Below are 25,536 nucleotides of genomic sequence, written 5' to 3'. Positions count from 1 at the left end.
ATAGGGATGCGTAGATGGTTAGGAAATGAAGGTTAACATTGTCTTTGGACGGGACCGAAATCGTGTTCACGATCCCGTTTCATTCCACCCGCTGGCCCTGCGTCCCGAAGAGGTGAAGCCGCTCCTGCGGCAGGTCGACGCGGACCGCCGGGCCGGGATCCAGCATCGCCCGGTCGAGCGTAAAAATTTTCATCGGGACATCGTGGATGCTCACATGCATGATGATGCCGAAGCCCGTCGGCTCGATGAGGTCGACCTTCGCCTCCAGCGCGCCGTGCGCATCGAGCACCACATGCTCGGGGCGGATGCCGAGCGTCGCCGTCGCGCCTGATTCGATGCCGGCCCTTCGCGGGACGGGCAATGTCACCCCGTTCGCCAGCCGCAGCTCCGCCTGGTCGCCTGATACGAGATAGCAGCCCTCGAAGAAGTTCATGCCCGGCGAGCCGATGAAGCCCGCGACGAAGAGATTGGCCGGCCGGTCGTAAAGATCGAGCGGCGTACCGACCTGCTGGACGACGCCGGCATGCATGGCGACGATCCGGTCCGCCAGCGTCATGGCCTCGATCTGATCGTGGGTGACGTAGATGGAAGTCGCATGAAGATCGCCGTGCAACTTCTTGATTTCGGCGCGCATCTGTTCGCGCAGACGCGCGTCGAGATTGGACAGCGGCTCGTCGAAGAGAAAAGCCTTCGGCTGGCGCACGATGGCGCGCCCCATGGCGACACGCTGGCGCTGGCCGCCGGAAAGCGCGCGCGGGCGGCGCTCCAGCAGCGGATCGAGGCCGAGTTTCGCGGCGGCCCCGCCGATGGCGCTGGCGATCTTCTCCTTCGCGGTGCGGCGGAGCTTCAGGCTGTAGCTCATGTTGTCGGCGACGCTCATATGCGGGTAGAGCGCGTAGGACTGGAACACCATGGCGATGTCGCGATCCTTCGGGGCAAGGTCGTTGACCCGCCTGCCGTCGATGCGGATGTCGCCGGACGTGACGTCCTCCAGCCCCGCGATCATGCGCAGCAGCGTGGATTTCCCGCAGCCCGAGGGGCCGACCAGCACGATGAACTCGCCGTCGCGGATGGTAAGATCGACGCCGTGCAGCACGGAAAAGGTGCCGAAGCTCTTGCGGATGTCCTGGATGTCGATGGAAGCCATGGAAGACCCTTTCAGCCTTTTACCGCGCCGGCCGTCAGGCCCTGCACGAGGTAGCGCTGGATGAGGAGGAAGAAGAGGCAGGCCGGAATGAGCGCGAGAATGCCCGCCGCCATCATCTGCCCGAAATCGACCGAGAATTTCGAGACGAAGGTGAGAAGACCGACCGGGAAGGTCGCCGCGTCGTTGCCGGAGATCAGCATCAGCGCGAAGAGCAGCTCGCTCCAGGCGGCCGTAAAGACGAAGCCGAGCGTCGCGGCGATGCCGGGCAGCGTCAGCGGCAGGATGATCTGGCGGAAGGCGACGAACTGCGTCGCCCCGTCGATCATCGCCGCCTCCTCCAGGTCCTTCGGAATGCCGTCGAAGAAGGACTGCATGAGGAAGGTGGCGAAGGGAACGTTGAAGGCGGTGTAGACGATGACGAGGCCGGTCAGACTGTTGGTGAGGCCGAGCGGCGAGAGCATCTTGAAGATCGGCGCGACCAGCATGACCAGCGGGAACATCTGCGTGATCAGCATCAAGGCGACGATCCAGTACTTCGCCCGGAAACGGAAGCGCGACAGGGCGTAGCCGGCGAGCGAGGCGAGGATGGTGACCGCCACGGCCGTCGAGCCGGCGACGATCAGGCTGTTCTTGAAGAAGGTCGGAAAGGCGCTGTGGGCGATGACGAAGGTGTAGTGCTCGAAGGTGGCGCGCGAGGGCCACATGCGCACGCCCTCGCTGTAGAGCAGGTCGTTCGGCGTCACCGAGACCTTCAGCAGCCAGAACAGCGGAAAGAGCGCGACGACGATGTAGGCGAGGATCGCGAGCCGGTGCGCCACGGTGAGGAAAGGCTTGCTTCTCATGGTCTCACCCCTTGTTCAGCAGCGTCTGGCGCAAAAGCACAATCAGCATGGAATAGGCGAGCAGCAGGACCAGCAGCACGAGGGCGATGGCCGAGGCGTAGCCGAAATCTAGGCGCTTGAAGGCCTGCGTGAAGATGTAGCTGGCGACGATCTGCGTGCGGTCGGCCGGCCCGCCATTCGTCATGACGACGATGAGGTCGGCGAAATTCGAGATCCAGACGGTGCGCAGCAGGATGGTGATGGCGATGGTGGGCGCGAGGAACGGCAGGGTGATCGAGAGGAAGCGCTGGACCGGCCCTGCCCCGTCGATGCTGGCCGCCTCGTAGAGATCGCGCGGGATCGCCTGGAGCGCGGCAAGCAGGGTGATGGCGAAGAAGGGAATGCCCCACCAGACATTGGCGGCGATCGGCCCCCACATGGCGAGCTGCGGGTCGGAGAGGATGTTGTTCGGCGCATCGAGAATGCCGAGCGCATGCATCCAGTGCGGCAGCGGGCCGATGACCGGGTTGAACAGCCAGGCCCAGTTGAGGCCGGCAAGGAAGCTCGGCACGGCCCAGGGCAGGAAGACCAGCGCCTGCGCCAGGCCGCGGCCGGCAAAGGGCTTGTCCAGGAGCAGCGCGAGGATGAGGCCGAAGATGAATTGCAGGAAGACCGAGGCCCCCGTCCACCACAGCGTGTTGCGCAGCGCCCGGAAGAAGGCCTGGTCCTCACCCAGCGCGCGAAAATGATCGAGCCCGATGAAGCCGCCGGAAAACGGGTTCAGCAGCTGGATATCGCGGAACGCATAGGAAATGCCGAGCGCCAGCGGCACCAGCATGACGGCGATGATGAGGATCAGCGCCGGCGCGCTGTAGAGATAGGGTTCCGATGCGTCGGCAATCCGCTTCCTGAGCGGCCGCACGGCGTGCGGATGGGCGGCAAGGGTCATCGTCTCGCTTCCGTTCAAGGTGGCGGGGCGTTCCAAACAGTGTCTCCGGGCGGAGCCTCGTGTCTCCGCCCGGAGCGTTCCTCAGCCTATTTCTTGGCGAGGAACTTTTGCTGGGCCTTGGTCAGGTAGTCCGCCCACTGGTTGGCAAGGTCCTCCGGCGTGATGTCGCCGAGAAGGGCTTCCTGCGAGGTCTTGATGACCAGCGAATCCTTGAAGAAGGCGAACTCCTCCAGATGCGTCGGCATCACGGTCGGCACGGCATCCTTGTCCTCCAGCTCGGCGAACCAGCCCTTGAACTGCTCGCTGGCATAGAACGGGTCCTTCTCCGCGGACGTGTGCACCGGCAGCGCGCCCGTGCGCTTGTTCCACTCGATATTGCCTTCCGGCCCTTCGAGCGTCTCGATCAGCTTCCAGGCGAGGTCTTTGTTGGCGCTGGAGGCGAACATCGACCAGCCGGCGAAACCGATCGTCGGGAAGGTCTTTCCGGCCGGTCCCTTCGGCATGGTCATGATGCCGTAGTCTTCCGCCTTCATGCGCTCGGCAATGGCGATGAGCGCGTCCGGATCCTGGTCGAGGAAGGCGCAGGTGCCCGAATAGAAGCCGGCGACGATCTCGTTGAAGCCCCAGTTGACGCTGTCCTTCGGGGCGTAACCGTTCTTGTAGAGGTCGATCAGGAAGGTCAGGCCCTTCACCCAGCCTTCGCTGTTGAAGGTGGAGGTGCCGTCCTCGTTGAAGAATTTATTGTCGCCGGCCATGGTGGCGCCGAACATCACCCAGCCGTTGAGCCCGCCCGGGCCGCCGCGCAGGCAATAGCCGTATTTGCCGGGCAGCGCCGAAACCTTCTTGGAGGCCTCGGCGAATTCGTCCAGCGTCTTCGGCGGCTCGGAAACGCCGGCCTCTTCGAGCAGCTTCTTGTTGTAGAACATGGCGCGCAGGTAGAAGCCGTAGGGCAGCATATAGGCCGTGTCGTCGATGTCGCGGCCGAGCTCCAGGGCTCGCGCCGTCAGGCCGGACGTGTGCTCCCATTTGGCAAGATACGGCTCCAGGCTCTCCAGCATGCCGTTGTTGGCATAGAGCGACAGCCAGGTGTCGGGCATTTCCATGACGTCCGGCACCTCGCCGGCCGAGACCATCGTGGCGAACTTCTGGAAGGCCTCGCCCCAGGGCAGCGAGATGATCTCGACCTTGGTGCCGGGATTTTCCGCCTCGAATTTCCCGACGATGGATTTCAGAGTCTCGGTGCGCTCGGGGCTGGTGATCACCTCGACGAGCTTGAGCGTCGTATCGGCCAAGGCGCTCGACGCCATCAGGGTGGTGATGAGTGCTGCAGTCAAAAGTCTCTTCATGGTCGTTCCCTCTTTTCTGGTTCTGCTTCGAAGTTTGACGTCAGGTTTCGGTCGCGGCCGTTATCGCCGCGTCCAGATCACTCCACAGGGCCTCGGTTCCCTCCAGGCCGACATGGAGACGCACGGACCGCGCATCGATGCCGAAGGCATGCGCGGAATTCGGCTCGGCTTTCTGCTGAAGAACCACCTCGCCCGGCACGATCAGGCTCTCATGCCCGCCCCAGGAGACGCCGAGCTTGAAGAGCGTCAGGCGGTCGGCGAAGGCGCGGATGTCGATGCCCTCGCGGAAAGTGAAGGAGAAGAGGCCCGACGTGCCGGTCAATCCCGGCGGCAGGCGGTTGGCGAGCGCGGGATGGAAGACCTTGTCGACGATGTCGAGCGCCTGCAGGCGCCTGGCGATTTCAAGCGCCGAGGCCTCGTGCGCCTTCATGCGGATCGGCAGGGTGCGCAGGCCCCGCACCAGCAGCCAGGCGTCGAAGGGCGAGAGCTTGCCGCCGAGATAGGGATAGGCCTCCGAGCGGATGCGGCCGACCAGCTCCTTCGAGCCGGCGACGACACCGGCGACGACGTCGCTGTGGCCGCCGAGATATTTAGAGGCCGAATGCAGCACGAGATCGACGCCGAGCGTCAGCGGCCGCTGGAAGACGGGGCTCGCCCAGCTGTTGTCGATGACGCTGACGATGCCGTGGCGCCGGGCAAGGGCGGCGAGCGCGCCGACATCGTGCGCCTCCATCACCCAGCTCGTCGGGCTTTCGAGATAGAGCAGCTTGGCGCCCGGCAGGGCTTTTGCCACCGCCTCCTCGTCGCGCCCGTCGACATAGGTCACCTCGATCTTCATGCGCTTGAGATGCGTGCCGAACAGGCGGAAGGCATCCGGGTAGCAATGGCGCACGGCGACGATGCGGTCGCCCGGCTCGACGAAGGAGAGCACGGTGGAGGAGATCGCCGCCATGCCGCTCGCAAAGCCCAGCGCGTCCTCGCCGCCTTCGAGCTTGGCCAGCATCTCCTCGAAGGCGCGTACCGTCGGGTTGAGGCCGCGCGTGTAGATCGGCCGCACGATCTCGCCGCGATAGGCGGCCACCATCTCGTCATAGTCCTTGAAGGTGAAGAGCGAGGTCTGCACGATGGGCGGCACCACCGCGTCGAAGGCGTTCGCCTCGTCATGGGCGACGGTGAGGGCGGCAAAGTCGAACGGATCGGCTCCGTTGATCATCGGGACATGTCCTTGATGTCTTCCTCGACGACGGCGAGGATCTTCAGGGTTTCCGCCCGCGCCGCCTCGGGATCGCGGGCGGCGATGGCGTTGAAGAGCGTGCGGTGGAACGGGAAGGAACGGCGGGCGAAGTCCGGCCGGTTGAACGGCTTTTCCCAGAAACGCTCGAAGGCGCCGCGCATCTGCTCCAGAAGCTGCTTGAACAGCGGATTGTGCGTGGCATCGTAGATGGCGAGGTGGAAGGCGAGGTCTTCCGGCCCGGACGTGCCCTTGGAGAGATGCACCCGCTCCATCTCGTCGAGCTTCGCCTCGATGGCGGCGACATCCTCCGCCGTGCGCCGCCGCGCGGCCACCATGCCGGCCTCGCATTCGATGCCGCGGCGCACCTCCAGCGTCTGGAGCAGCACGTCGCGCAGATGCGCCGCATCGAAGGAGAGCGGCATGTGCACCGTCGCCGTGGTGATCGGCTTCAGGAGATAGGTGCCGCTGCCCTTCCGGCTCTCGATGACGCCTAGCGCTTGGAAATGACGGATCGCCTCGCGGATCGTCGAGCGGCCGACCGCCAGCGCCGCCATCAGCTCGCGCTCGGCCGGCAGCCGGTCGCCGGCCGCAAGGCTGGCGCGGTCGATATAGGAGGCGAGCGCCTCCGTCACCTGCCGCGCCCGGTCGATGGGCGGCAACGGCTCGATCTGCGGCCTGTCGCTCGGTTCGCCTGGCATGAGGCCAATTCCCCTGTTTCGCGTCAGCTTCTCAAATTGGTCTGACATCTTAGCATTATGCGGCAAGCGTCGGCTGTCAAGCGCCAATCATCCATGAGCAGCTTCATCGCCCATGAAAAACGGGCCGATCAGAGATCGGCCCGTCCGGGAATGACGATGGAATGGAAAGCCTCGCGGCTATTCGCCCGCGGCAGGCTGCCCCTCGGCCTCCCGCTCGAGCGGCGCCTCGGCCGGCACCTCCGGATTGCCCTCCGCCCGGTCGCGGTGCAGCGCGGCGCGGGCGAGCAGCATCAGCGTGACGGGCGTCGTCACCGTCACGAAGATGCCGATCAGGATCTCGTGCACGACAGGACGGGTGGCGAGCACGGTGAAGAAGATCATCGAGGCCATGACGATGCCGCCCGTGCCCCAGCTCGTGCCGAGCGTCGGTGCGTGGATGCGCTCGTAGAAGGTCGGCAGGCGGGCAAAGCCGATCGTGCCGGTGAGCGTCAGGCCGGCGCCGACGACGAGGAAGAAGGAGACGGCCAGCGCCGCCCAGGCCGGCAGGTCGCCCGCATGTTCGATCACGTTCATTCGATCACCTCCCCGCGCATCAGGAACTTGGCGAGGGCGACGGTCGCCACGAAGCCGAGCATGCCGATGACGAGCGAAGCCTCGAAATAGATGACCTTGCCGGTGCGCATGCCGAAGACCATGAGCAGCAGCATGGAGTTCACATAGAGCGTATCGAGCGCCAGCACGCGGTCCTGCGCGCGGGGGCCGCGGAACATGCGCAGCGCCGCAAGCGCCATGGCGATGGCGAGGAACACCTGCGCGATGGTGACCGACCAGGCGAGGATCGTGTGGCTCATTTGAAGATCTCCATCAGCAGCGCCTCGTAGCGGGTCTTGATCAGCGCCTGCCACTCCGCCTCGTCGACGAGGTCGAGGACGTGGATCAGCACCGTCTTGCTGAGCGAATTGTATTCCAGCCAGGCCGTGCCCGGCGTGCTCGTTATGACGACGGCAAGCACCGCCAGCGCGGTCGGGTTTTCAAGCTCGATCGGCACGGTGATGAAGCCGGACTTGTGCTTGCGCCGGCCGCCGGTCAGCAGGATCGAGGCGACGGCGAGGTTCGAGCGCAGGATATCGTAGAGCACGATGCCGACGAGCTTCGGCAGCAGATACCATTTCGGCAGCCGCGGCTTTACGGGGCGAAGCGCCGCCATGCCCCAGGAGGCGAAGACCGACACGATGCAGCCGAGGATGAAGTGGCCGGGCGTGAAGCCGTTGAGGGCGAGCCACATGATGACGAGCGAGGCGCTGAGCAGCGGATAGGGCAGCATGTCAGATCCCTCCCCCGCCGTCCGGTCCGCTGGGTTCGGCAACCCCCGCGCGGCGTGCATTGATCACGGCGTCGATATAGACGGCCGGCTGCTGCAGGTTGCGGATGGTCTCCTCCATATAGCCCATCGCCGGACCGGCCTTGATGGTGAGCGCCAGCGTCAGCGCGATCAAAAGCATGACCGGCGCCATCTCCATGACGAGGACGCGCGGCACGGTTCCCTCCATCGAAGCCCAGAAGGTGCGGATGCCGGCGCGGGTCATCGAGATCAGCGCCGCCAGCCCCGACAGGATGAGCAGGCCGACGATCCACCACGCGGACGCGGCGATCGGCGCTTCGCTGTTCGCACCCGTTCCGATCATGCCCGACAGCATGGCGAATTTCGCGACGAAGCCGGAGAGCGGCGGCAGGCCGGAGAGCAGGATGCCGCAGGCGGCAAAGCAGATGCCGAGCACGGCGATCGTGCCGGGCATGGTGACGCCGACCTCGACCTCCTCGTCCTCCTCGTCCGCATCGCCGTAAGCCTCCATGGTCACGGCGAGAACCGAGGCGCCCGCATCCTGCCCGCGCTCGACGAGTTCGATCAGCATGAAGAAGGCGGCGATCGTCAGCGTGGAGCTGACCATGTAGAACAGCGCCCCGGCCGTCACCTGGCCGTTGCTAAAGCCGAGGACGGCCAGCAGCGTGCCGGAGGAGACGAGCACGGAATAGCTCGCCAGCCGCCCGAGCGCCTGCGAGGCGAGAACCCCGATCGTGCCGAAGGCGATGGTCGCCATGCCGCCGTAGAGCAGCACGTTGAGGCCGAGGCCGGCCGAATCCCCCTGCCCGAAGACGAGCAGCGAGAGCCGGAGGATGACATAGATGCCGACCTTGCTCATGATGGCGAAGATGCCGGCGACGGGCGCCGTCGCGGCGCTGTAGGCGCCCGGCAGCCAGAAGTTCAGCGGCCACATGCCCGCCTTGATGAGGAAGACGATGCCGAGGATGCCGGCGCCGGCCTCCAGCAGCATGCGCCGCTCGCCCTCGATCTCGCCGATGCGCACGGCAAGGTCTGCCATGTTGAGCGTGCCGGCCGAGCCGTAGATGGCGCTGACGCCGATCAGGAAGCAGAGCGCGGCGGCGAGGTTGACGGCGATGTAGTGCATGCCGGCCTTGACGCGCATCGAGCCGGAGCCGTGCATCAGGAGGCCGTAGGACGCGGCGAGCATCACCTCGAAGAAGACGAAGAGGTTGAAGAGATCCCCCGTCAGGAAGGCGCCGTTGAGGCCCATCAGCAGGAACTGGAACAGCGAATGGAAATGCGCGCCCGCCGCATGCCAGCGGGCAAGCGCGAAGACCAGCGCCGGGATGGCGAGGATCGAGGCGAGGACGAGCATCAGCGCCGAGAGCCGGTCGACGACGAGCACGATGCCGAAGGGCGCCGGCCAGTTGCCGAGCAGGTAGACGCCCTCGAAACTGTCCGGGCCGTTGTTCGCCAGGCGGAACAGGCTGATGGCGATCGCGGCGAGCGCAAGGCACGACACGACGCTGATCATCGCCTTCAGGACGCGGTCGCGCTCGTCGAAGAACAGGAGGAGCGCGCCCGCGACGAGCGGGATGACGATGGGCGCGATGATGAGATGTTGCTGCCAGCCGCTCATTTCGGCTGCTCCCTGCCGTCGACATGGTCCGTGCCGGTAAGGCCGCGGGCGGCGAGCAGCACCACGAGGAAGAGCGCCGTCGTGGCAAAGCCGATGACGATGGCGGTGAGCACCAGGGCATGCGGCACCGGATCGGTCATCGTCGAGATGTCGACGCCCTCCTCCAGCAGCGGCGCGGCATTGGATTTCACCCCGCCGACGGCGAAGATGAAGAGGTTCACCGCATAGGACAGCAGCGAGAGGCCGATGATGACCTGGTAGGTGCGCGGGCGCAGGATGAGCCAGACGCCCGAGCCCGTCATGATGCCGATACCGATCGAAAGAACGAGCTCCATCAGGCCTCCTCCGCCTTGGGGGCTTCGAGATTGCGAACCCGATGCATACGTATGGACTGGTGCGCGAGCGCGATGAGGATCAGCACCGTCGCGCCGACGACGAGCGAGAAGACCCCGAGGTCGAAGAACAGCGCGGTCGCCGCCGGCACCTTGCCGATGAAGGGTATCTCGACATATTGCGAATAGCTCGTCAGGAACGGATAGCCGAACGCCCACGCGCCCATGCCCGTGATCGCGGCCAGCAGCAGGCCGACGCCCATCCAGCGCAGCGGCAGGATGCGCAGCCTGTCCTCCGACCAGCGCACGCCGCCGCCCAGATATTGCAGCAGGAAGGCGATCGCCATGGTGACCCCGCCGGCAAAACCGCCGCCCGGCAGGTCATGGCCGCGCAGGAAGAGATAGATGGCGAAGGTGATGATGACCGGGAACATCCACTGCATGATGACCGAAGGCACCAGCAGGTAGTCGCGCACCGTGTCGCCCGCCGAGCGCTCGGGGCGTTCGGCGTCATAGGCGGCCTGGATAAGCTGCTGCTCCGGCTTCTCGATGCTGTCCGGCGCGGGCCGGAAACGGCGCAGGAGCGCGAAGACCGTCAGCGCCACGATGGCCAGAACCGCGATCTCGCCCATCGTGTCGAAGCCGCGGAAATCGACGAGGATGACGTTGACGACGTTTCGCCCGCCCCCTTCCGTATAGGCCTTTTCGAGGAAGTAGCTGGCAATGGCGTCCGGCACCGGCTGGTTCATGATCGCGTAGGAGAAGACGAACATGCCGAAGCCGCAGGAGACCGCGAGCAGGAAGTCGCGGAAACGGCGGCTGCGGGCCGACAGGGTGACGGAGTTGTCGACCTTCTCCGAGCGCTTGGGCAGCCAGCGCAGGCCGAGCAGCAGCAGGACCGTCGTGACGATTTCCACGACGAGCTGCGTGATGGCAAGATCCGGCGCGGAGAGCCAGACGAAGGTGATGCAGGTCGTGATGCCCGCGCCGCCGAGCAGGACGAGCGCGGCAAGGCGATGGTATTTCGCCTGATAGGCCGCCCCCAGCGCGCAGAAGGCGCCGATGCTCCAGATGGCGGCGAAGATGGGATCGATGTCGCCGAAGACCAGCGGCGTCGGCGCGAAGCCCGCCATGTAGAGCGGCACGACGCCCGCCAGCAAGCCGGCCGCCGCGACGAGGCGCAGCTGCGGCTGGAGATTGCGGGTGCTGAGGCGGCTTTCAAGCCAGCGCGCCCATTTCCAGGAGACCGTGACGAGCACGCGCTCGAAGATGCGCTGGCCGCCGAGATGGCGGAAGAGCGGCGGGCCGTCGTCGCATCTGGCAAGATAGTCCTTCAGCACCGCGTAGAGCGCGGCGCCGCCGATGAGCGCGATCATGCTCATGATGAGCGGGGTGTTGATGCCGTGCCAGACGGCGAGGCTGTATTCCGGCGTGCGCGTGCCGAGCACGGAGACGACGGCCGAATGCAGGAACGGGCCGATCGAGAGCGACGGGATGATGCCGACGACGAGGCAGGCGAGCACCAGGAACTCGATGGGGAAGCGCATCCAGTGCGGCGGCTCGTGCGGCTTGGGCTTCGGCAGGTCGGTCGGCTCGGGGCCGAAGAAGACCATGTGGATGAAGCGGAGCGAATAGGCGACCGAGAAGGCGCCGGCAAGCGTGGCGACATAGGGCAGCATGCGGTCGAGCACGGAATCGGCATGCGTCTCAACCGCCTCGGCGAAGAACATTTCCTTGGAGATGAAGCCGTTGAGCAGCGGCACGCCGGCCATCGCCGCGCTCGCCACCATGGCGAGCGTGCCCGTTATGGGCAGGTATTTGAAGAGCCCGCTCAATCGTCGCATGTCGCGCGTGCCGGTCTCGTGGTCGATGATGCCGGCGGCCATGAAGAGCGAGGCCTTGAAGGTGGCGTGGTTCATCATGTGGAAGATCGCCGCGACGGCCGCAACCGGGCTGCCGAGGCTGAGCAGCGTGGTGATGAGACCGAGATGGCTGATCGTCGAATAGGCGAGCAGCCCCTTCAGGTCCTGCTGGAACATCGCGAAATAGGCGCCGAGGATCAGCGTGCTGACACCGGCGATGCCGACCAGCATGAACCATTCATAGGTGCCCGACAGCGCCGGCCAGAGCCGCACGAGCAGGAAGACGCCCGCCTTCACCATGGTCGCCGAATGCAGATAGGCCGAGACGGGCGTCGGCGCGGCCATCGCATTGGGCAGCCAGAAGTGGAACGGCACCTGCGCGCTCTTCGTCAGCGCGCCGATGAGGATCAGCACCAGCGCCGTCAGGTAGAGCGGATGCGCCTTGATCTGATCGCCGGACGAAAGCACGACGTCGAGATCGTAGCTGCCGACGATATGGCCGAGCACGAGCAGGCCGGCGAGCAGACAGAAGCCGCCGATGCCGGTGATCGTCAGCGCCATGCGCGCACCGTCGCGGGCGGCGGCATTGTTGTGCCAGTAGCTGATCAGGAGGAAGGAGAAGATGCTGGTCAGCTCCCAGAACACCGAGAGCAGGATGATGTTGCCCGACAGGACGATGCCGAGCATCGAGCCCATGAAGGCGAGCAGGAAGGAGAAGAAGCGCGGGACCGGATCCTCCTCCGACATGTAGTAGCGCGCATAGAGCACGATGAGGCAGCCGATGCCGGTGATGAGCATCGCAAAGAGCCAGGCGAAGCCATCCATTCTAAGCGTGACGTTGAGCCCGAGCTGCGGCAGCCATTCGAGATCGAGCCGGACCCTGCCGCCGTCGCGCACCGCGGGATAGAGCGCGGCGGTCAGCACCAGGCTGACAAAGGCCACGGCACCGGACATGCGCGCGGCAAGGACCCTCGAATCGGTCCGCAGCAGAATCGTCGCCGCAAGGCTTCCCGCGAAGGGAAGGCAGACCAGCAGGACCAGAGTCATTTCACCTGTCATCGTTTGATCGATCGCTTTCGAACGTCAGAGCTTCTCATGCGCCGGCACGCCGGCGATATCGGGAAGACCGCGCGCGACCGACGGGACGATCGGAGCGGTCGTCAGGCGAGATTCAACGGAGGGGCACGCGCCCCGCGCATCTCCATGCGGCCGATGCCGGAGCCAGAAGGCGCGACGACGGCCATGGCGGCCACCACGCCCCTCGGGCCGAAAGCCTCCCGCGCCGGCAGGCAGGCGGGATCGGCACCTGCGCTGTCGAGCGGCGTCATTTTCCCGGCAACGATGCGTTTGCGGCATTCGGCATCGGGAAGCGCCGAAGGGTGGCCTGCAGTCTTCTGGACACCGTAACGAAGCATCTTCGAAGCGGCACCGGTGGCAGAAGGCACCGAGAGCATGGATATCAACAGCAAAAGACAGGTAAGCGCCGTGCAGAAGAGGCAAAAAGCCCGACGAACAGGTCGATGCTGTTGCCCTGTCGCTGCCAAACGCCCTGCCTTTCGAATCCGTCGCCCGCGTTGAATATTCTCTCATCCGGACAATACGTTGGCAGGATTGGCGCTGTCCACCCGCAAGCGTGAAACTTTTCCGGAATTACGCCGATTTGCCGCGGCCGGCAGCATATTTTTGCTTTCCCTGCCCGCAGGTCGTCATCCTGTCGCACCCCCGCGCGCTTGATGCCATGCCGCTTTGGGCGCATTCTAGATGAGCGAATCGCATGAAGCAGACCTGCTCCCATGGGCGATGCCCGGAGCGCACGGTGCGCCGAATATCTGGACCTGCCGGTCGATATCTTCCCGGCCGTCCAGCGAGTTCCGTGTCCCGATCCTGCCCCTCTCAGCGGCACATCGGCGGCACGGCGTCAATTCACTCTCGAACGGGGATTAGCGATGACGGATGCGCGAAGGGAATGGATCAGCAAGCGGGCCTACACGCTCTGGGAAGAGGCGGGAAGGCCCCACGGCCATGACGCCGAGCATTGGGAACAGGCGGTGCACGAGCGCGACGAATTCGAACGCGTGGCGCTCGCCCCGGAGACCAGGCAGGCCGGTGCCAGGAAGCCGTTGATCGAGATCTCCGAGAAGGCGCAGGCGAAAAAATCCGAGGCGGCCAAACCGCGGAAGAAGACCGAAGCCGCGGCGGAAAAGCCGATCGCCGCCAAGGCCGTCGCAAAGGCGAAATCCGTCAAGGCCACGACGAACGGCAAGCAAGCCTGACCCTCGTCACGCGGCAGAAACGGCCATGCCGGCACAGCCGGCATGGCGTGTCGGTTTCATTTCCCGCTGGCCTCCGGCACCCATGGCGCCTCGGCAGTCGGCGATTGGATCGAGATATTCCTCCAGCCGAAGCGGCATCGTTTCAGCGCCGGACAATGCGGCAAAGACAAGAGACCGGATCGCGTCCGGTAAGCCGGCTTTCACCGGGAATGCTCCAGGTCTTGTCCGATCCGTACCCCACGCCCTCTCATGCTCCGGCCCTGCGCGCCGATCCTTTCCCGTGAGCCGTTCCCTCGCCGCTGCGGCATCGGCGCCCTTGGAGACGGCGCCGCGACGCTCTATGTGAACGGTCGATGCGGACTGAAGCGAGGATTCCCGGTGCGATCGATCTATATGGCGGCAGGCCTGCTGATGACGGCGATCGGCATTGTCGGCGTGTTCCTGCCGCTCTTGCCGACAACGCCGTTCCTGCTCGTCGCGGCCTGGTGCTTTTCCCGTTCCTCGCCACGCCTCGAACGGTGGCTGCTGAACCACGGCACCCTCGGCCCGCCGCTGACGAACTGGCGGCGCGAGGGCGCGATCTCGGCGCGCGCAAAGACGGTCGCCATCTGTCTCATCGTCGCAAGCTACGGTTTCTTCTATTATCGCACGGCGCCGTCGCCTCTTCTTGCGGTCGTGGTCGGTCTCGTGCTCTCGGCTAGCGCCCTTTTCATCCTGACCCGCCCCTTGCCGCAAAAGAGGTGACCGCCCGATGGCAACGCACCACGCTCCGGTCATCGTCTGGTTCCGCAAGGACCTGCGCATCGACGACAATGCGGCGCTGGCTGCCGCCGCCGAAACCGGTCGTCCCGTCATCCCGCTCTATATCCTGGAGCCCGCCGAGGCCGGAACCGGCCCGCTCGGCGCCGCCCAGCGCTGGTGGCTGCACCATGCCCTTGCCGCGCTTGCCGGGGACCTTTCCGGCCTCGGCGCGCCGCTCGTCCTGCGCAGCGGGCCGGCCGATGCGATCCTCGACGCGCTGATCGCCGAGACCGGTGCCGACACCATCCACTGGAACCGCCGGCACGATCCACCGGGCATGGCGATCGACCGCGCGATCAAGGCCTCATTCAAGGCGCGCGGCCTTGCCGCCATCAGCTTCGCCGGCCAGTTGCTGCATGACCCGACACGCCTGCTGACGGGAGACAAGAAGCCCTTCCGCGTCTACACGCCCTTCTGGAAGGCGCTGGAACGGGCCGGCGAACCCGATGAGCCGATCGACCCGCCGGCACGGCTGGTCGCCCTTCCCGAAGCCGCAGCGTCGGAGCGCCTGGAGCACTGGCACCTCACGCCGGCAGCGCCCAACTGGGCCACGCGCTTCCGGGAGGTCTGGACACCGGGCGAAGCGGCCGCACGAGACCGTCTCGAAGCCTTCGTCAACGGCGCGATCGACGGCTACGGCACCAACCGCGACCGCCCCGCCCTCGACGCCACCTCGATGCTCTCGCCATATCTGGCGCTCGGAGAAATCTCCCCGGCCCGCATCTGGCACGCCACGCGCGGGCTTGACGCGCCGACCGGCGATCTCGTCCATTTCCGCAAGGAACTGGCCTGGCGTGAATTCTGCTACCACCTGCATTTCCACTTTCCCGCCCTTGCGGAGAAGAACTGGAACGACCGGTTCGATGCGTTCCCCTGGAAGGAACGCGGCGAGGCCTTCACGCTCTGGACGCGCGGACTGACCGGCTATCCGATCATCGATGCCGGCATGCGGCAGCTCTGGCGGCACGGCTGGATGCACAACCGCGTGCGCATGATCGCGGCCTCTTTCCTGATCAAGCACCTGATGATCGACTGGCGGCACGGCGAGAAATGGTTCCGCGACACGCTGGCGGATGCCGATGCGGCGTCGAACGCGGCGAACTGGCAATGGGTGGCCGGCTCGGGCGCGGACGCCTCGCCCTTCTTCCGTATCTTCAACCCCATCCTTCAGGGCGAGAAATTCGATCCGGACGGCAGCTATGTGCGGCGCTTCGTGCCGGAACTGGAAAACCTGGATGCCGCCTGGATCCACAAGCCCTTCGCCGCACCGGAGGCCGCGCTGAAGAGCGCCGGCGTCGATCTCGGCAGAACCTATCCGAAGCCCATCGTCGACCACGCCCGCGCCCGCGAACGGGCGCTTGCCGCCTTCAAGGCGCTGAAGGCGGACTGAGCCGGAGCCCAAAAGCATTTCCAGCAAAAGTGCGAAGCGGTTTTGCGTCCGGAAATGCGGCAAACAAGGAGATAGAGCGTTTTCGCGATTCGGAGAAAAGCGGAAATGCCCTAATCGTTCCGTGCAAGGGCGGAGGCAAGCAGCCGCACGAAGGCATCGCCCGCCTCTTCCAGCGCGCCGCTGTTGTCGATGACGACCGTATCGGCGGCGGCGACCTCGGGCACGGCGCGATCGAGCCGGCGGGCGATGGCCTCGGCGCTTTCCCGGCCTCGGGCGGCGAGGCGCGCGGCGAGGATGTCGGCGCGGGCGGTGATCTGCACGATTTTCAGCCGCCCGTAGGCCGCGGCGAAGGCGGGCAGCGCCGACCGGCTGCCATTGGCGACCAGCGTCATGCCCTCCGAAAGCCGGTCGAAGGTCTCGCACGGAATGCCGTAGGAAAGGCCATGCGCATCCCAGGAGACCGCAAAGGCCCCGACAGCCGCCCGCGCCCGGAAACCGGCCGCATCGACCGCCTCATGCGCCTCCCCGCCGGCATCCGGCGGGCGGGTGATGACGCGGCGCACGAAGCCGAGGCGCGGCTCGCCGGCAAAATGCCGGGCAGCATAGGACATGACGCTGTCCTTGCCCGCGCCGCTGGGGCCGACGACGACGACCATCGTGCCGGCCGCAACCGGCAGCGGCCGGGCCGAGACGATTTCGGCATCCATGCTCAAGCGACCCGCCTGCCCTGCCGCCAGACCGAGCGCACGACCGGAACGCCGGAGGGACGGCGCACGCGCACGAGATCGGCGCGCAGGCCCTTGGCGATGGCGCCGCGATCGTCGAGGCCGACGGTGCGGGCCGGCGTGGTGGAGACCATGGCGATCGCCCGCGGCAGGTCGATGCCCTCGACCTCGTCGGCGAGGATGAACGGCGCATGCATCAGGCTGAAGGGCACGTAGTCGGAGGAGAGCACGTCGAGCACACCCATCGTGGCGAGGTCGCGGGCGGCGATATTGCCGGAATGCGACTTGCCGCGCACGATGTTCGGCGCGCCCATCAGGACGCTCATGCCGGCGCCGTGCGAGGCCTTGGCGGCATCGACGCTGGTCGGGAACTCGGCAAGGCGGATGCCGTAGCCGATTGCCTCCTCGACATGTTCCAGCGTCGCGTCGTCGTGGCTGGCGACCGAGATGTCGCGGGCCGCACAGGAGGCGGCGATCGCATCGCGATGCGGCTTGGCATAGCGGGCGGAAAGGTCCTGCTGGCGCTTGCAGAAGGCGGCGAATTCGTCTTCGGTCAGGCCACGCTTCTTCTTGTAGTAGAGGATGTACTGGTCCAGCGTCTGGAACTGGCGCTGGCCGGGTGCATGGTCCATCAGCGAGACGAGGCGGACCAGCGGATCGTCCTCGAATTCCGCGTAGTGGTCGAGCACGTTGTCGGTCGAGACCTCGCAGCGCAGGTGGATGAGGTGCTGGGCGCGCAGGCGGTCCTCGTCCTGCGCGTCGGCAATGGCATCGGCCATGGCGCGCATTTCGCCCTGCTCGAAGCCGCCGTCCTCGTCCGAGCCCATGCGCAGGCAGTCGAAGACGGTGGTGATGCCCGAGGTGACGACCTGGGCGTCATGCGCCTGGATCGCCGCCGTCAGGCCCCAGCGCACGCCGGGGCGCGGCGAGTAGTGGGCTTCGAGATGGTCGGTGTGCAGTTCGACGAGGCCGGGCAGGAGGAAGTCGCCTTCCATGTCCTCGCCGGCGGTGGAGGGACCTTCGGAAATGTCCGCGATCAGGCCATCGCGGAGCACCAGCGTACCATCGAGGATCCGGTCCTCGAGCACGATGCGGGCATTGGAAAGAACGGTTTCGCGGGTCATGTCAGGCGGTCTTTCTGTTGGCCCCGGCTGTCAGCGGGAAGAGCGAATGGACAGTGAAATCAGCGCCGCGCGAGGGTTCGCGGAAGAGAGCCAAACCCTCGATCGCCAGCGGACGTTCGTGGAAATCGGAAAAATGCGCAAGCAGCGCGGCCTCGACGGCCGCGCGGCGCTCCACGGGAACGCGTCCCGTCAGCGTCATGTGGAAGCGGAACGTGTCGAAGACATAGGGATAACCCCATTGCACGAGGTTCTGGCGCTCTTCGGCGGTGAGCTCGTCCGGCTTGCGGCGGGCGATGTCGGCCGAGGTGAGCGGCGCGCGAAAACGCTCGAAGCGGCGCACCACCTCGCCGGCAAAGGCCTGCAACGGCTCGAAAGGATCGCCGGGTACCAGCGCGAAGAAGGAGCCGAGGCGGCCGACGACGGCCTGCGGAATCTCGAAAGGCTCGACCTCGGCGGCGAAGCGGCCGATTTCGGCCAACAGTTCCGCTTCGCTGCGCCCCTCGGCAAGCGCGAAAGGCGCCTTCAGCGTGGCGTGGAAGCCATAGCGGCGCGGATCGGCCGTCAGGCCGGCAAGCGCGGCCGCATCGAAACCGTTCACGGCCGGCTGCTCCAGCGCCGCCCCCGTAAATGCATTGCGCCCCAGCCAGCGCTGGGCGGCAAGGGTCAAGGGGTCGCTTGCGGGCGGGGTGAAATAGAGGGCGTAACGCAATGGCTCATTCCTGTGGCAGTCATTTGACGCCGCCGGACCGGCGGCGTCGGCACTTGAAGGGATTCGTGTGGCAGCATCATGCCGCCACGCCAGGTCTTTCGTCGCTCAATGCGCCGGCTTGCCCATCAGGCGCGAGCGCAGCGCGTTGGATATGCCGTCGAAGACGAAGACGACGATGAGGATCAGCAGCACCATATAGGCGACATTCTCCCAGTCGGAATTCGTGCGCATCGCTTCCCAGAGCTTGAGGCCGATGCCGCCGGCGCCGACCGCGCCGATGATCGTGGCAGAACGGGTGTTCGATTCCCAGAAATAAAGCGCCTGGGAGGCAAAGAGCGGCATGACCTGCGGCAGCACGCCGAAGCGCTGCACCGCGGCCGGCGCCGCGCCTACCGACTTCACGCCTTCGCGCTGCTTGTCGTCGATATTCTCCAGCGCCTCGGAATAGAGTTTTCCGAGCGTGCCCGTATCCGTGAAGAAGATCGCCGACATGCCGGCGAGCGGCCCCGGGCCGAAGGCACGGGTGAAGAACAGCGCCCAGATCAGCATGTCGACCGAGCGCAGGAAATCGAAGAGGCGCTTCGTCACCTGGTTGGAGATCCAGCTGCGCGTGATGTTGCGCGCGGCGAGGAACGCCAGCGGGAAGGCGAGCAGCATGGCAAACAGCGTGCCGACGAAGGCCATGACGATGGTCTGGAGCAGCTTCGTCCAGACGTCGAGATGCTGCCATTCCGCATTGTAGAGGATGTTGCCCCAGGCAAGCGACAGGTTCGACTGCTTCGGGTCGATGCGCTCGCCCGACGTCACCAGCGAGAAGACCTCCGATAGCGGCTTGCCGTGGAAGGGCGAGTTCGTGTCGAACAGGAAGTTCGCCCAGCCGAAGAAGCGCTTGCGGATCGAGATGTCGTCCGGCTCGATCTCGCCCCAGCCGGCGACACCGAAGGAAAGCGTGATCTTCTCGCCCGGCGCCTTCTGCGTCGCCCAGGCCGGCAGAGCGCCTTCCACCGTCATATCGGAGCCGGCGATATCGACGAGCAGGGTCTCGCCGGAATGCCGCACCGTCACCCGGTCCGGCACGACCTCGACGCTCGTCGAGGAATTGAGCGTGATCTTCGCGCGCCTGACCACCTCCTCCTCGCGGGTGGTCGCGGTCGCCATGGCATTGGCGGCGGCGGCCGAACCGCCGATGGTGCCGCCCGTTCCCATGAAGCCCATCGAGGCGGGCTTTTGGGCGGTGTCCGCCGCGGCGCCGGCCGAGGGCGTGGCGCGGGTCATCGTGCCGCGCTCGATCTCGACCCACTCGGGCTCGGCATTCGGCCCGAGCGGGGAGAAGCGCGGATAGGTCAGCTTCATCGCGCCGTCGGGATCGATGGTCACTTCCGGGCGCACCTCGTAGGAGACCCAGTCGGCGAGATAGGTGCCGGCAATGTTCCAGTTCGCCGTGCCGAGCACATGGCCGATGGCGAAGAACCACCAGCAATAGAGCGCATAGAGCACGAAGCCGCCGGCGATGATGGCGACGCGGAAACGCTGCCAGAACGAGCGGTGGAAGACGGCCGGATGGCGTGCCGCGATCTCATCCATCTGAGCGGGATTGAGGGTCGTCATGGCACTCTCCTATTGGGCCAGCCGGAAGGCGTGGTCGCCGACGAGCCTGCGGCGCAGCCAGGCGGAAAACTGGTCGACGGCGATGATGGTGACAAGCAGCAGGAGCACGATGGCGAGCGTCTTGGCCTGGTGCCCCTGGCCGATGGACAGACGCAGCAATTCGCCGATGCCGCCGCCGCCGACGGCGCCGATGATGGTCGAGGCACGCACGTTGATCTCGAGGCGCAGCAGGAAGTAGCTCATGAAATTCGGCAGCACCTGCGGCACGATGCCGAACCAGACGCGCTCCACCCAGCTCGCACCGACCGCGCGAAGCCCCTCCTCCGCCTTCATGTCGGCATTCTCGACCACCTCGAAGAACAGTTTGCCGAGCGCCCCGACCGTGTGGATCGACACGGCGATGACGGCGGGCAGCGGCCCGAGCGAGAGGATGGCGAGGAAGAAACCGGCGAGCACGACTTCCGGGAAGGCGCGCAGGATCTCCATGAAGCGGCGCACGAAGCCGCGCAGCAGGCGATTGGCGACGAGGTTCTTCGCCGCGAGGAAGCAGAGCAGGAAGCCGAAGACCATGCCGATGATGGTGGAGAACAGCGCGATGTTCAGCGTCTCCAGCATCTTGTGGAAATATTCCGGCACATAGAGGCTCCCGGTGATGTAGAGCCGCCCCTCCGGATAGTTGTACTTGAAGCTGCCGTCGTCATAGGGCGACGGCAGGTCGAACAGCGCGCGAAAGACCTCCAGCCCGTCGCGCGGCACCATGTCGCCGACGAAATCGAAGAAATGCGGCAGCCGGTCGAAGAACTTTCCGGCATTGGTCTCGTTGGCGAACCAGAGCGAACCGGTGAGCGCCATGGCGAGGATGGCAAGGCCGAGCCAGGTATAGAGCCTGCGGCGGGCGTTCAGCTCCTGCCAGTGCCGCTCGATGAGCGCGCCCTTCTCGCTGAAGCCGTCGTGAAGCGTGTTCATGGCCATGGTCTTGCGTGTTCCTTGATACTTCCGGCGCAGGCGCAAACGCCCCTCATCCGCCTGCCGGCACCTTCTCCCCGCAAGCGGGGCGAAGGGGATGCCGCGCTGGTTTCCTCAAACATGGGCAAGGGAGGCAAAAGGCTGCCTCAGTTCCCTTCTCCCCGCATTGCGGGGAGAAGGTGCCGGCAGGCGGATGAGGGGCATTTGCGCTCCGCCTCTTCCGTGCCGGCGCTCCAATCAACCGCCGATCGTCGCCTTGCGGGCGTCGATGATCGGCTTGTAGAAGTCGACATTGACTTCCGTGAACGAGGTGAAGTCACCGCCCATGACGGCGGCAAAGCAGGCGGCGTCCTTCTTCGGCAGGTCGATCATGAACTGCTTGAACTTCGCCTTGGTCTCGTCGGCCATCGAGGTGCGAACGACGATCGGGCCGTTCGGGATCAGCGGCGACTTCCAGAGTTCGACGAGCTCGTTCATGTCGAGAATGCCCTTCTCGACCATCTTGTGCAGGTTGCCGGAGGTGTAACCGTCCTTCCACTCGCCGACGCCCGAACCGAAGGTCGTGCCGGCATCGAAGGTGCCCTTCATGACCTCGAGGACGAGGTTCTCGTGACCGCCGCCGAAGCCGGTTTCACCGAAATATTCCTTGACCGGGCCGCCGATGGCTTCCGGCAGCGTGACGAGCGGCACGAGGTAGCCGGAGGTGGAGTCCGGATCGGCAAAGCCGAGCTTCTTGCCCTTCAGGTCTTCGAGCTTGGTGATGCCGGAATCCTTGCGGGCAACCATGATCGAGTGGTAGCCGGTCGAGCCGTCGGTCTGGACGGTCGTCAGGATCGGCTCGACGGCGTCGGCCTTGGCGAGGTAGATCTTGGCAAAGCCGGACGCGCCGAGTTCGGCATAGTCGAGCGTGCCGCCGAGCAGGCCCTGGATGACGCCGTCATAGTCGGCGGCCGGGAAGAACGAGACCTTCTCGAAGCCGAGCTCGGCCTTCAGGTGATCGCCGAGGCACTGGTAGTTACGCAGGCGGTCGGCTTCGTTCTCGCCGCCGATGATGCCGACGCGGAATTCCTTGAGGTCTTCAGCCTGTACATGGCCGGCGAGCGCGATGAGCGCGACGGCGCCGAGAAGAGCTTTCTTCAGCATGGTCTTTCTCCTGTTTGACCGGCTTCGCCGGGCTCTTGAAAAATGATGGCCCTTCACGCGGGCCGATCGATCCCGGTCGGCTCAAAGGCCGGCCAGTGCCAGCGGTGTCGGGCCGGCGGATTCCTTGGTGTTGTCCTGGCGGGCCGGGTTACGGATCGCCGTGGAGGTGACGCTCTCGTCGATCGCTGCCCCATCGGCGCCCGTGCCGTAGATCGTGCGCACCGCCTCGGCGTCGAGGTCGCGCGCCGGACCGTCGAAGACGACGCGGCCATGCGCCATGCCGATGATGCGCTCGCAATAGGCGCGCGCCGTATCCAGCGTGTGCAGGTTGGTGATGACGGTGATGCCCTCGCGCTCGTTGATGTCGCGCAGCGCGTCCATAACGATCTTGGCGTTGAGCGGATCGAGCGAGGCGATAGGCTCGTCGGCGAGCAGCATCTTGGGGGCCTGCATCAGCGCCCTTGCGATCGCCACGCGCTGCTGCTGGCCGCCCGAAAGCGTGCCGGCCGGCTGGAGCGCGGTCTGCTCGATGCCGAGGCGCTCGAGCGCGGCGATCGCCATGATACGCTCCTCGCGGGTGAAGAGATTGAGGATGCTCAGGACGGCCGAACGGTGGTTGAGGCGGCCGAGCAGCACGTTGGTGAGCACGTCGAGGCGCGGCACGAGGTTGAACTGCTGGAAGATCATCGCACAGTCGCGCTGCCAGTTGCGCAATGCCGCGCCGCGCAGCGCGGAGACCTCGACGTCATTGAAGTGGATGGAGCCCTCGCTCGGATCGGCAAGGCGGTTGATCATGCGCAGCATGGTCGATTTGCCGGCGCCGGAGCGGCCGATGACGCCGACCATCTGGCCCTGCGGAATGTCGAAGGTCACATCGTCGACCGCAACGCGCTCGCCGAAGCGGCGGGTGACATTCTTCAGTCGAAACATGGTGGATCCCTTTTTTCCCGTGTCGGATCGAGGCCGGGCCAGGGGCCGGGTCTCGTCGTTTCCGGGACTGGCTCTAAACGCTGTTGATGAAGGGGCAATGTCAGTTTCATGTCGGAAAGATAACAGTCCACAGGCCTGGATTTCCGGCATCGGAAGGGCCTCCTCACCCACCGTGACGGGCGAGAAAGGCTTCTGCGTCAAGTTTGCGAAAGTCGTCGAGGGCGGTGCGCAGCCGGGCATGATCCCAGTCCCACCAGGCGAGTTTTTCCATGCGTTCCGCGACGCTTCGGGAGAAACGTTCGCGGATCGGTTTCGCCGCGACCCCGCCGACGATCATGTAGGGTTCGACGTCCTTCGTGACGACCGCGCCCGAGCCGATGACGGCGCCGTTGCCGATCGTGACACCCGGCAGGATGATCGATCCATGGCCGATCCACACGTCATGGCCGATGGTGACGCGATGCGCGCGCCGCCATTCGAAGAAATCGCTCTCGTGGTCCGCATCGGGCCAATAGTCGTTGGCCCGATAGGTGAAATGGTGCAGCGTCGCCCGCCACACCGGATGGTTCGTCGCGTTGATGCGCACCGAGGCGGCGATGTTGGCAAACTTGCCGATCGTCGCGCACCAGACCGAGCCATCCTCCATGATATAGGAATAGTCGCCGATCTCGGCCTCGCTGATGCGGCAACGCTCGGCGATCTCGGTGTAACGGCCGAGCATGCTGCCGGCGACGTTCGCCGTCGGGTGGACCAGCGGCGTTTCGGACAGCCTCGTCATGCCGCGGACTTTCGCGGCGAGAAGGCGGAGACGTCGACGATGCGGTCGGCGACCTTTTCGCGCACGTCCTCGTCGTGGAAGATGCCGAGAAGGGCCACGCCGGCGGCCTTCTTCTCCGCGATCATCTCGACGACCACGGCGCGGTTCGTCGCATCGAGCGAGGCGGTCGGCTCGTCGAGCAGCAGGATGCGGTGATCGGTGATGAAGCCGCGGGCGATGTTGACGCGCTGCTGCTCGCCGCCGGAGAAGGTGGCGGGCGGCAGTTGCCAGAGTTCGCGTGGCAGGTTGAGCCGCGCGAGCATCGCTTCCGCCGTCGCCTTCGCCTCGGCCGCCGCGACGCCGCGGGCCGTGAGCGGCTCGGCGACGACATCGACGGCCGCGACGCGCGGCACGGTGCGCAGGAACTGGCTGACATAGCCGAGCGTCGCACGCCGGACGGCAAGGATCGTGCGCGGATCGGCCGTGGCGAGGTCGACCAGCCTGCCCTCGTGGTCGACGAGGATCTGGCCGCTGTCGACGGCATAGTTGCCGTAGACCATCTTCAACAGCGAACTCTTGCCGATGCCGGACGGGCCGCCCAGCACGACGCATTCGCCGGCCTTCACCGAGAAGGCGACGTTCGAGACCACCGGCAGGCGGATGCCGTCGCGAAGATGCATGGTGAAGCTCTTGGCCACTTCGGAGACAACGAGAGGGGTCGGCATGTCATTTTTCCTTTCGACGCATGGTCCTGTCCGAAAACCGGCGGCCACTTTCCGGGTCCATGCTCTCAGACCTGCAGGATCGAGGAGACGAGGAGTTGGGTATAGGCTTCGCGCGGATCGTCGAGCACGCGGTCGGTCAGCCCCTGCTCGATGACGACGCCGTCCTTCATCACCATCATGCGGTGCGAGAGCAGGCGCGCGACGGCAAGGTCGTGCGTGACGATGATCGCCGAGAGACCGAGGTCCTGCACGAGACCGCGCAGGAGATCGAGCAGGCGCGCCTGCACCGAGACGTCGAGGCCGCCCGTCGGCTCGTCCATGAAGACGAGGCGCGGTGCGGTGACGAGGTTGCGGGCGATCTGCAGACGCTGGCGCATGCCGCCGGAAAAGGCGCGCGGCTGGTCGTCGATGCGGTCGACGCTGATCTCGACGCGGCCGAGCCAGTTGCCCGCCGTCTCGCGGATGTTGCCATAGTGGCGCTCGCCGACGGCCATCAGCCGCTCGCCGACATTGGCACCGGCCGAGACGGCCATGCGCAGCCCGTCCGCCGGGTTCTGGTGCACGAAGCCCCAGTCCGTGCGCATCAGGAAGCGGCGCTCGGCCTCGCTCATGCGGGAGAGGTCGCGCATCCCGCCGTCGCGCATGCGGTATTCGACGGAGCCAGAGGTCGGCATCAGGCGGGTGGCGAGGCAGTTGAGCAGCGTCGTCTTGCCCGAGCCGGATTCGCCGACGATCGCCAGCACCTCGCCTGGCCAGAGATCGAAGGAGACATTCCGGCAGCCGATGCGCGCGCCGTAGAATTTCGAGATGTCGCGGACTTTGAGAAGGGGGGTGTCGGTCATCGGGTGGCCTCCGTGGTGCGAGAGGCCGTGGCCCCCCCCTCTTTTGTCCTGCCGGACATCTCCCCCTCGAGGGGGGAGATTGGATGGAGTGATGTTCCGCCCATCTTCAGCGATTCGATTTGAGCAAAGTTCCGGCCGCTTGCCGATCTCCCCCCTCGAGGGGGAGATGTCCGGCAGGACAGAGGGGGGTG

General features: G+C 65.8%; 26 protein-coding genes. 3 read left to right on the top strand and 23 right to left on the bottom strand.

The window, feature by feature from the left end:
* Positions 1 to 79: 79 nt before the first annotated feature.
* From WMC41_RS25460 to WMC41_RS25400, 13 genes are all read right to left on the bottom strand, one after another.
* The gene (locus WMC41_RS25460) at positions 80 to 1,147 is read right to left on the bottom strand and encodes an ABC transporter ATP-binding protein (protein ID WP_432348738.1); all 1,068 of its coding nucleotides are present in this window, start codon (positions 1,145 to 1,147) and stop codon (positions 80 to 82) included.
* An 11-nt stretch (positions 1,148 to 1,158) separates the two neighbouring features.
* On the bottom strand, positions 1,159 to 1,989 hold the full coding sequence (locus WMC41_RS25455) for a carbohydrate ABC transporter permease (RefSeq protein WP_432348737.1): 831 nt from the start codon (positions 1,987 to 1,989) through the stop codon (positions 1,159 to 1,161).
* Positions 1,990 to 1,993: 4 nt separating this feature from the next.
* Positions 1,994 to 2,917: a carbohydrate ABC transporter permease gene (locus WMC41_RS25450; protein ID WP_432348735.1), complete on the bottom strand. Its 924-nt coding sequence runs from the start codon at positions 2,915 to 2,917 to the stop codon at positions 1,994 to 1,996.
* Positions 2,918 to 3,003: 86 nt separating this feature from the next.
* The gene (locus WMC41_RS25445) at positions 3,004 to 4,263 is read right to left on the bottom strand and encodes an ABC transporter substrate-binding protein (protein WP_244766054.1); all 1,260 of its coding nucleotides are present in this window, start codon (positions 4,261 to 4,263) and stop codon (positions 3,004 to 3,006) included.
* A 40-nt stretch (positions 4,264 to 4,303) separates the two neighbouring features.
* Positions 4,304 to 5,476, bottom strand: a complete 1,173-nt coding sequence (locus tag WMC41_RS25440; RefSeq protein WP_244766053.1) for a PLP-dependent transferase — start codon at positions 5,474 to 5,476, stop codon at positions 4,304 to 4,306.
* The gene (locus WMC41_RS25435; protein ID WP_432348734.1) at positions 5,473 to 6,195 is read right to left on the bottom strand and encodes a FadR/GntR family transcriptional regulator; all 723 of its coding nucleotides are present in this window, start codon (positions 6,193 to 6,195) and stop codon (positions 5,473 to 5,475) included. The genes WMC41_RS25440 and WMC41_RS25435 overlap by 4 nt, the downstream gene beginning before the upstream one ends.
* A gap of 177 nt (positions 6,196 to 6,372) precedes the next feature.
* Complete coding sequence (mnhG, locus tag WMC41_RS25430; protein ID WP_272808049.1) at positions 6,373 to 6,768, bottom strand: monovalent cation/H(+) antiporter subunit G; 396 nt, start codon at positions 6,766 to 6,768, stop codon at positions 6,373 to 6,375.
* On the bottom strand, positions 6,765 to 7,046 hold the full coding sequence (locus WMC41_RS25425; protein WP_244766050.1) for a K+/H+ antiporter subunit F: 282 nt from the start codon (positions 7,044 to 7,046) through the stop codon (positions 6,765 to 6,767). The genes mnhG and WMC41_RS25425 overlap by 4 nt, the downstream gene beginning before the upstream one ends.
* Positions 7,043 to 7,519 (bottom strand): Na+/H+ antiporter subunit E, encoded by a 477-nt coding sequence (locus tag WMC41_RS25420; RefSeq protein ID WP_244766049.1) that lies wholly within the window; start codon positions 7,517 to 7,519, stop codon positions 7,043 to 7,045. Before WMC41_RS25420 ends, WMC41_RS25425 begins: the two co-directional genes overlap by 4 nt.
* Position 7,520: 1 nt before the next feature.
* The gene (locus WMC41_RS25415; RefSeq protein ID WP_244766048.1) at positions 7,521 to 9,158 is read right to left on the bottom strand and encodes a monovalent cation/H+ antiporter subunit D; all 1,638 of its coding nucleotides are present in this window, start codon (positions 9,156 to 9,158) and stop codon (positions 7,521 to 7,523) included.
* The gene (locus tag WMC41_RS25410) at positions 9,155 to 9,493 is read right to left on the bottom strand and encodes a Na+/H+ antiporter subunit C (protein ID WP_244766047.1); all 339 of its coding nucleotides are present in this window, start codon (positions 9,491 to 9,493) and stop codon (positions 9,155 to 9,157) included. Before WMC41_RS25410 ends, WMC41_RS25415 begins: the two co-directional genes overlap by 4 nt.
* On the bottom strand, positions 9,493 to 12,411 hold the full coding sequence (locus WMC41_RS25405) for a monovalent cation/H+ antiporter subunit A (protein ID WP_432348731.1): 2,919 nt from the start codon (positions 12,409 to 12,411) through the stop codon (positions 9,493 to 9,495). Before WMC41_RS25405 ends, WMC41_RS25410 begins: the two co-directional genes overlap by 1 nt.
* 101 nt (positions 12,412 to 12,512) lie before the next feature.
* Complete coding sequence (locus tag WMC41_RS25400) at positions 12,513 to 12,896, bottom strand: hypothetical protein (RefSeq protein WP_432348729.1); 384 nt, start codon at positions 12,894 to 12,896, stop codon at positions 12,513 to 12,515.
* A 249-nt stretch (positions 12,897 to 13,145) separates the two neighbouring features.
* On the opposite strand from WMC41_RS25400, the gene WMC41_RS25395 reads away from it, so the two are divergent.
* The 3 genes from WMC41_RS25395 (at position 13,146) to WMC41_RS25385 (ending at position 15,816) form a co-directional block, all read left to right on the top strand.
* Positions 13,146 to 13,625, top strand: coding sequence for a DUF2934 domain-containing protein (locus WMC41_RS25395; protein ID WP_432348727.1), 480 nt, complete (start codon positions 13,146 to 13,148; stop codon positions 13,623 to 13,625).
* A 378-nt stretch (positions 13,626 to 14,003) separates the two neighbouring features.
* Complete coding sequence (locus tag WMC41_RS25390) at positions 14,004 to 14,369, top strand: YbaN family protein (protein ID WP_432348725.1); 366 nt, start codon at positions 14,004 to 14,006, stop codon at positions 14,367 to 14,369.
* Positions 14,370 to 14,376: 7 nt separating this feature from the next.
* Positions 14,377 to 15,816 carry a cryptochrome/photolyase family protein gene (locus tag WMC41_RS25385; protein ID WP_432348724.1) on the top strand — a complete coding sequence of 480 codons (1,440 nt, stop codon included), beginning with the start codon at positions 14,377 to 14,379 and terminating at the stop codon, positions 15,814 to 15,816.
* Between the two features lie 110 nt (positions 15,817 to 15,926).
* Here the strand turns inward: WMC41_RS25385 and phnN are convergent, their stop codons facing one another.
* From phnN to phnK, 10 genes are all read right to left on the bottom strand, one after another.
* Positions 15,927 to 16,523: a phosphonate metabolism protein/1,5-bisphosphokinase (PRPP-forming) PhnN gene (gene phnN, locus WMC41_RS25380; RefSeq protein WP_432349340.1), complete on the bottom strand. Its 597-nt coding sequence runs from the start codon at positions 16,521 to 16,523 to the stop codon at positions 15,927 to 15,929.
* A 2-nt stretch (positions 16,524 to 16,525) separates the two neighbouring features.
* Complete coding sequence (locus tag WMC41_RS25375; protein WP_432348722.1) at positions 16,526 to 17,665, bottom strand: alpha-D-ribose 1-methylphosphonate 5-triphosphate diphosphatase; 1,140 nt, start codon at positions 17,663 to 17,665, stop codon at positions 16,526 to 16,528.
* Position 17,666: 1 nt separating this feature from the next.
* Positions 17,667 to 18,374 carry a DUF1045 domain-containing protein gene (locus WMC41_RS25370; protein WP_288079506.1) on the bottom strand — a complete coding sequence of 236 codons (708 nt, stop codon included), beginning with the start codon at positions 18,372 to 18,374 and terminating at the stop codon, positions 17,667 to 17,669.
* Between the two features lie 105 nt (positions 18,375 to 18,479).
* Positions 18,480 to 19,982, bottom strand: coding sequence for a phosphonate ABC transporter, permease protein PhnE (gene phnE, locus WMC41_RS25365; RefSeq protein ID WP_432348721.1), 1,503 nt, complete (start codon positions 19,980 to 19,982; stop codon positions 18,480 to 18,482).
* A 9-nt stretch (positions 19,983 to 19,991) separates the two neighbouring features.
* Complete coding sequence (phnE, locus tag WMC41_RS25360; RefSeq protein WP_432348719.1) at positions 19,992 to 20,954, bottom strand: phosphonate ABC transporter, permease protein PhnE; 963 nt, start codon at positions 20,952 to 20,954, stop codon at positions 19,992 to 19,994.
* A 231-nt stretch (positions 20,955 to 21,185) separates the two neighbouring features.
* A complete protein-coding gene (gene phnD, locus WMC41_RS25355) occupies positions 21,186 to 22,091 on the bottom strand; it encodes a phosphonate ABC transporter substrate-binding protein (protein ID WP_432348718.1) in 906 nt (301 codons plus the stop codon).
* 81 nt (positions 22,092 to 22,172) lie between these two features.
* Positions 22,173 to 23,021 carry a phosphonate ABC transporter ATP-binding protein gene (phnC, locus tag WMC41_RS25350; RefSeq protein WP_244766036.1) on the bottom strand — a complete coding sequence of 283 codons (849 nt, stop codon included), beginning with the start codon at positions 23,019 to 23,021 and terminating at the stop codon, positions 22,173 to 22,175.
* A gap of 163 nt (positions 23,022 to 23,184) precedes the next feature.
* On the bottom strand, positions 23,185 to 23,799 hold the full coding sequence (locus WMC41_RS25345) for a DapH/DapD/GlmU-related protein (RefSeq protein ID WP_432348716.1): 615 nt from the start codon (positions 23,797 to 23,799) through the stop codon (positions 23,185 to 23,187).
* A complete protein-coding gene (phnL, locus tag WMC41_RS25340; protein WP_244766034.1) occupies positions 23,796 to 24,503 on the bottom strand; it encodes a phosphonate C-P lyase system protein PhnL in 708 nt (235 codons plus the stop codon). Before phnL ends, WMC41_RS25345 begins: the two co-directional genes overlap by 4 nt.
* A gap of 65 nt (positions 24,504 to 24,568) precedes the next feature.
* Entirely contained in the window at positions 24,569 to 25,345 is a 777-nt protein-coding gene (gene phnK / locus WMC41_RS25335) for a phosphonate C-P lyase system protein PhnK (protein WP_432348714.1), read from the bottom strand.
* Positions 25,346 to 25,536: the final 191 nt, after the last annotated feature.

Source organism: Shinella yambaruensis (genome assembly GCF_050859155.1).
Lineage (GTDB): Bacteria > Pseudomonadota > Alphaproteobacteria > Rhizobiales > Rhizobiaceae > Shinella > Shinella yambaruensis.
This window is presented reverse-complemented; position numbering and strand designations above follow the sequence as displayed.

What these genes read in the sequence shown, in the direction of transcription:
- phnE (WP_432348719.1), bottom strand. Translation starts at nt 20,954, where the DNA reads ATGGCCATGAACACGCTTCACGACGGCTTCAGCGAGAAGGGCGCGCTC.
- WMC41_RS25410 (WP_244766047.1), bottom strand. Translation starts at nt 9,493, where the DNA reads ATGGAGCTCGTTCTTTCGATCGGTATCGGCATCATGACGGGCTCGGGC.
- WMC41_RS25460 (WP_432348738.1), bottom strand. Translation starts at nt 1,147, where the DNA reads ATGGCTTCCATCGACATCCAGGACATCCGCAAGAGCTTCGGCACCTTT.
- WMC41_RS25345 (WP_432348716.1), bottom strand. Translation starts at nt 23,799, where the DNA reads ATGACGAGGCTGTCCGAAACGCCGCTGGTCCACCCGACGGCGAACGTC.
- phnK (WP_432348714.1), bottom strand. Translation starts at nt 25,345, where the DNA reads ATGACCGACACCCCCCTTCTCAAAGTCCGCGACATCTCGAAATTCTAC.
- WMC41_RS25440 (WP_244766053.1), bottom strand. Translation starts at nt 5,476, where the DNA reads ATGATCAACGGAGCCGATCCGTTCGACTTTGCCGCCCTCACCGTCGCC.
- WMC41_RS25445 (WP_244766054.1), bottom strand. Translation starts at nt 4,263, where the DNA reads ATGAAGAGACTTTTGACTGCAGCACTCATCACCACCCTGATGGCGTCG.
- phnC (WP_244766036.1), bottom strand. Translation starts at nt 23,021, where the DNA reads ATGTTTCGACTGAAGAATGTCACCCGCCGCTTCGGCGAGCGCGTTGCG.
- WMC41_RS25375 (WP_432348722.1), bottom strand. Translation starts at nt 17,665, where the DNA reads ATGACCCGCGAAACCGTTCTTTCCAATGCCCGCATCGTGCTCGAGGAC.
- WMC41_RS25425 (WP_244766050.1), bottom strand. Translation starts at nt 7,046, where the DNA reads ATGAGCCACACGATCCTCGCCTGGTCGGTCACCATCGCGCAGGTGTTC.
- WMC41_RS25415 (WP_244766048.1), bottom strand. Translation starts at nt 9,158, where the DNA reads ATGAGCGGCTGGCAGCAACATCTCATCATCGCGCCCATCGTCATCCCG.
- WMC41_RS25395 (WP_432348727.1), top strand. Translation starts at nt 13,146, where the DNA reads ATGGGCGATGCCCGGAGCGCACGGTGCGCCGAATATCTGGACCTGCCG.
- WMC41_RS25405 (WP_432348731.1), bottom strand. Translation starts at nt 12,411, where the DNA reads ATGACAGGTGAAATGACTCTGGTCCTGCTGGTCTGCCTTCCCTTCGCG.
- WMC41_RS25420 (WP_244766049.1), bottom strand. Translation starts at nt 7,519, where the DNA reads ATGCTGCCCTATCCGCTGCTCAGCGCCTCGCTCGTCATCATGTGGCTC.
- WMC41_RS25385 (WP_432348724.1), top strand. Translation starts at nt 14,377, where the DNA reads ATGGCAACGCACCACGCTCCGGTCATCGTCTGGTTCCGCAAGGACCTG.
- phnD (WP_432348718.1), bottom strand. Translation starts at nt 22,091, where the DNA reads ATGCTGAAGAAAGCTCTTCTCGGCGCCGTCGCGCTCATCGCGCTCGCC.
- mnhG (WP_272808049.1), bottom strand. Translation starts at nt 6,768, where the DNA reads ATGAACGTGATCGAACATGCGGGCGACCTGCCGGCCTGGGCGGCGCTG.
- WMC41_RS25435 (WP_432348734.1), bottom strand. Translation starts at nt 6,195, where the DNA reads ATGCCAGGCGAACCGAGCGACAGGCCGCAGATCGAGCCGTTGCCGCCC.
- phnN (WP_432349340.1), bottom strand. Translation starts at nt 16,523, where the DNA reads ATGGATGCCGAAATCGTCTCGGCCCGGCCGCTGCCGGTTGCGGCCGGC.
- WMC41_RS25450 (WP_432348735.1), bottom strand. Translation starts at nt 2,917, where the DNA reads ATGACCCTTGCCGCCCATCCGCACGCCGTGCGGCCGCTCAGGAAGCGG.
- phnE (WP_432348721.1), bottom strand. Translation starts at nt 19,982, where the DNA reads ATGACGACCCTCAATCCCGCTCAGATGGATGAGATCGCGGCACGCCAT.
- phnL (WP_244766034.1), bottom strand. Translation starts at nt 24,503, where the DNA reads ATGCCGACCCCTCTCGTTGTCTCCGAAGTGGCCAAGAGCTTCACCATG.
- WMC41_RS25455 (WP_432348737.1), bottom strand. Translation starts at nt 1,989, where the DNA reads ATGAGAAGCAAGCCTTTCCTCACCGTGGCGCACCGGCTCGCGATCCTC.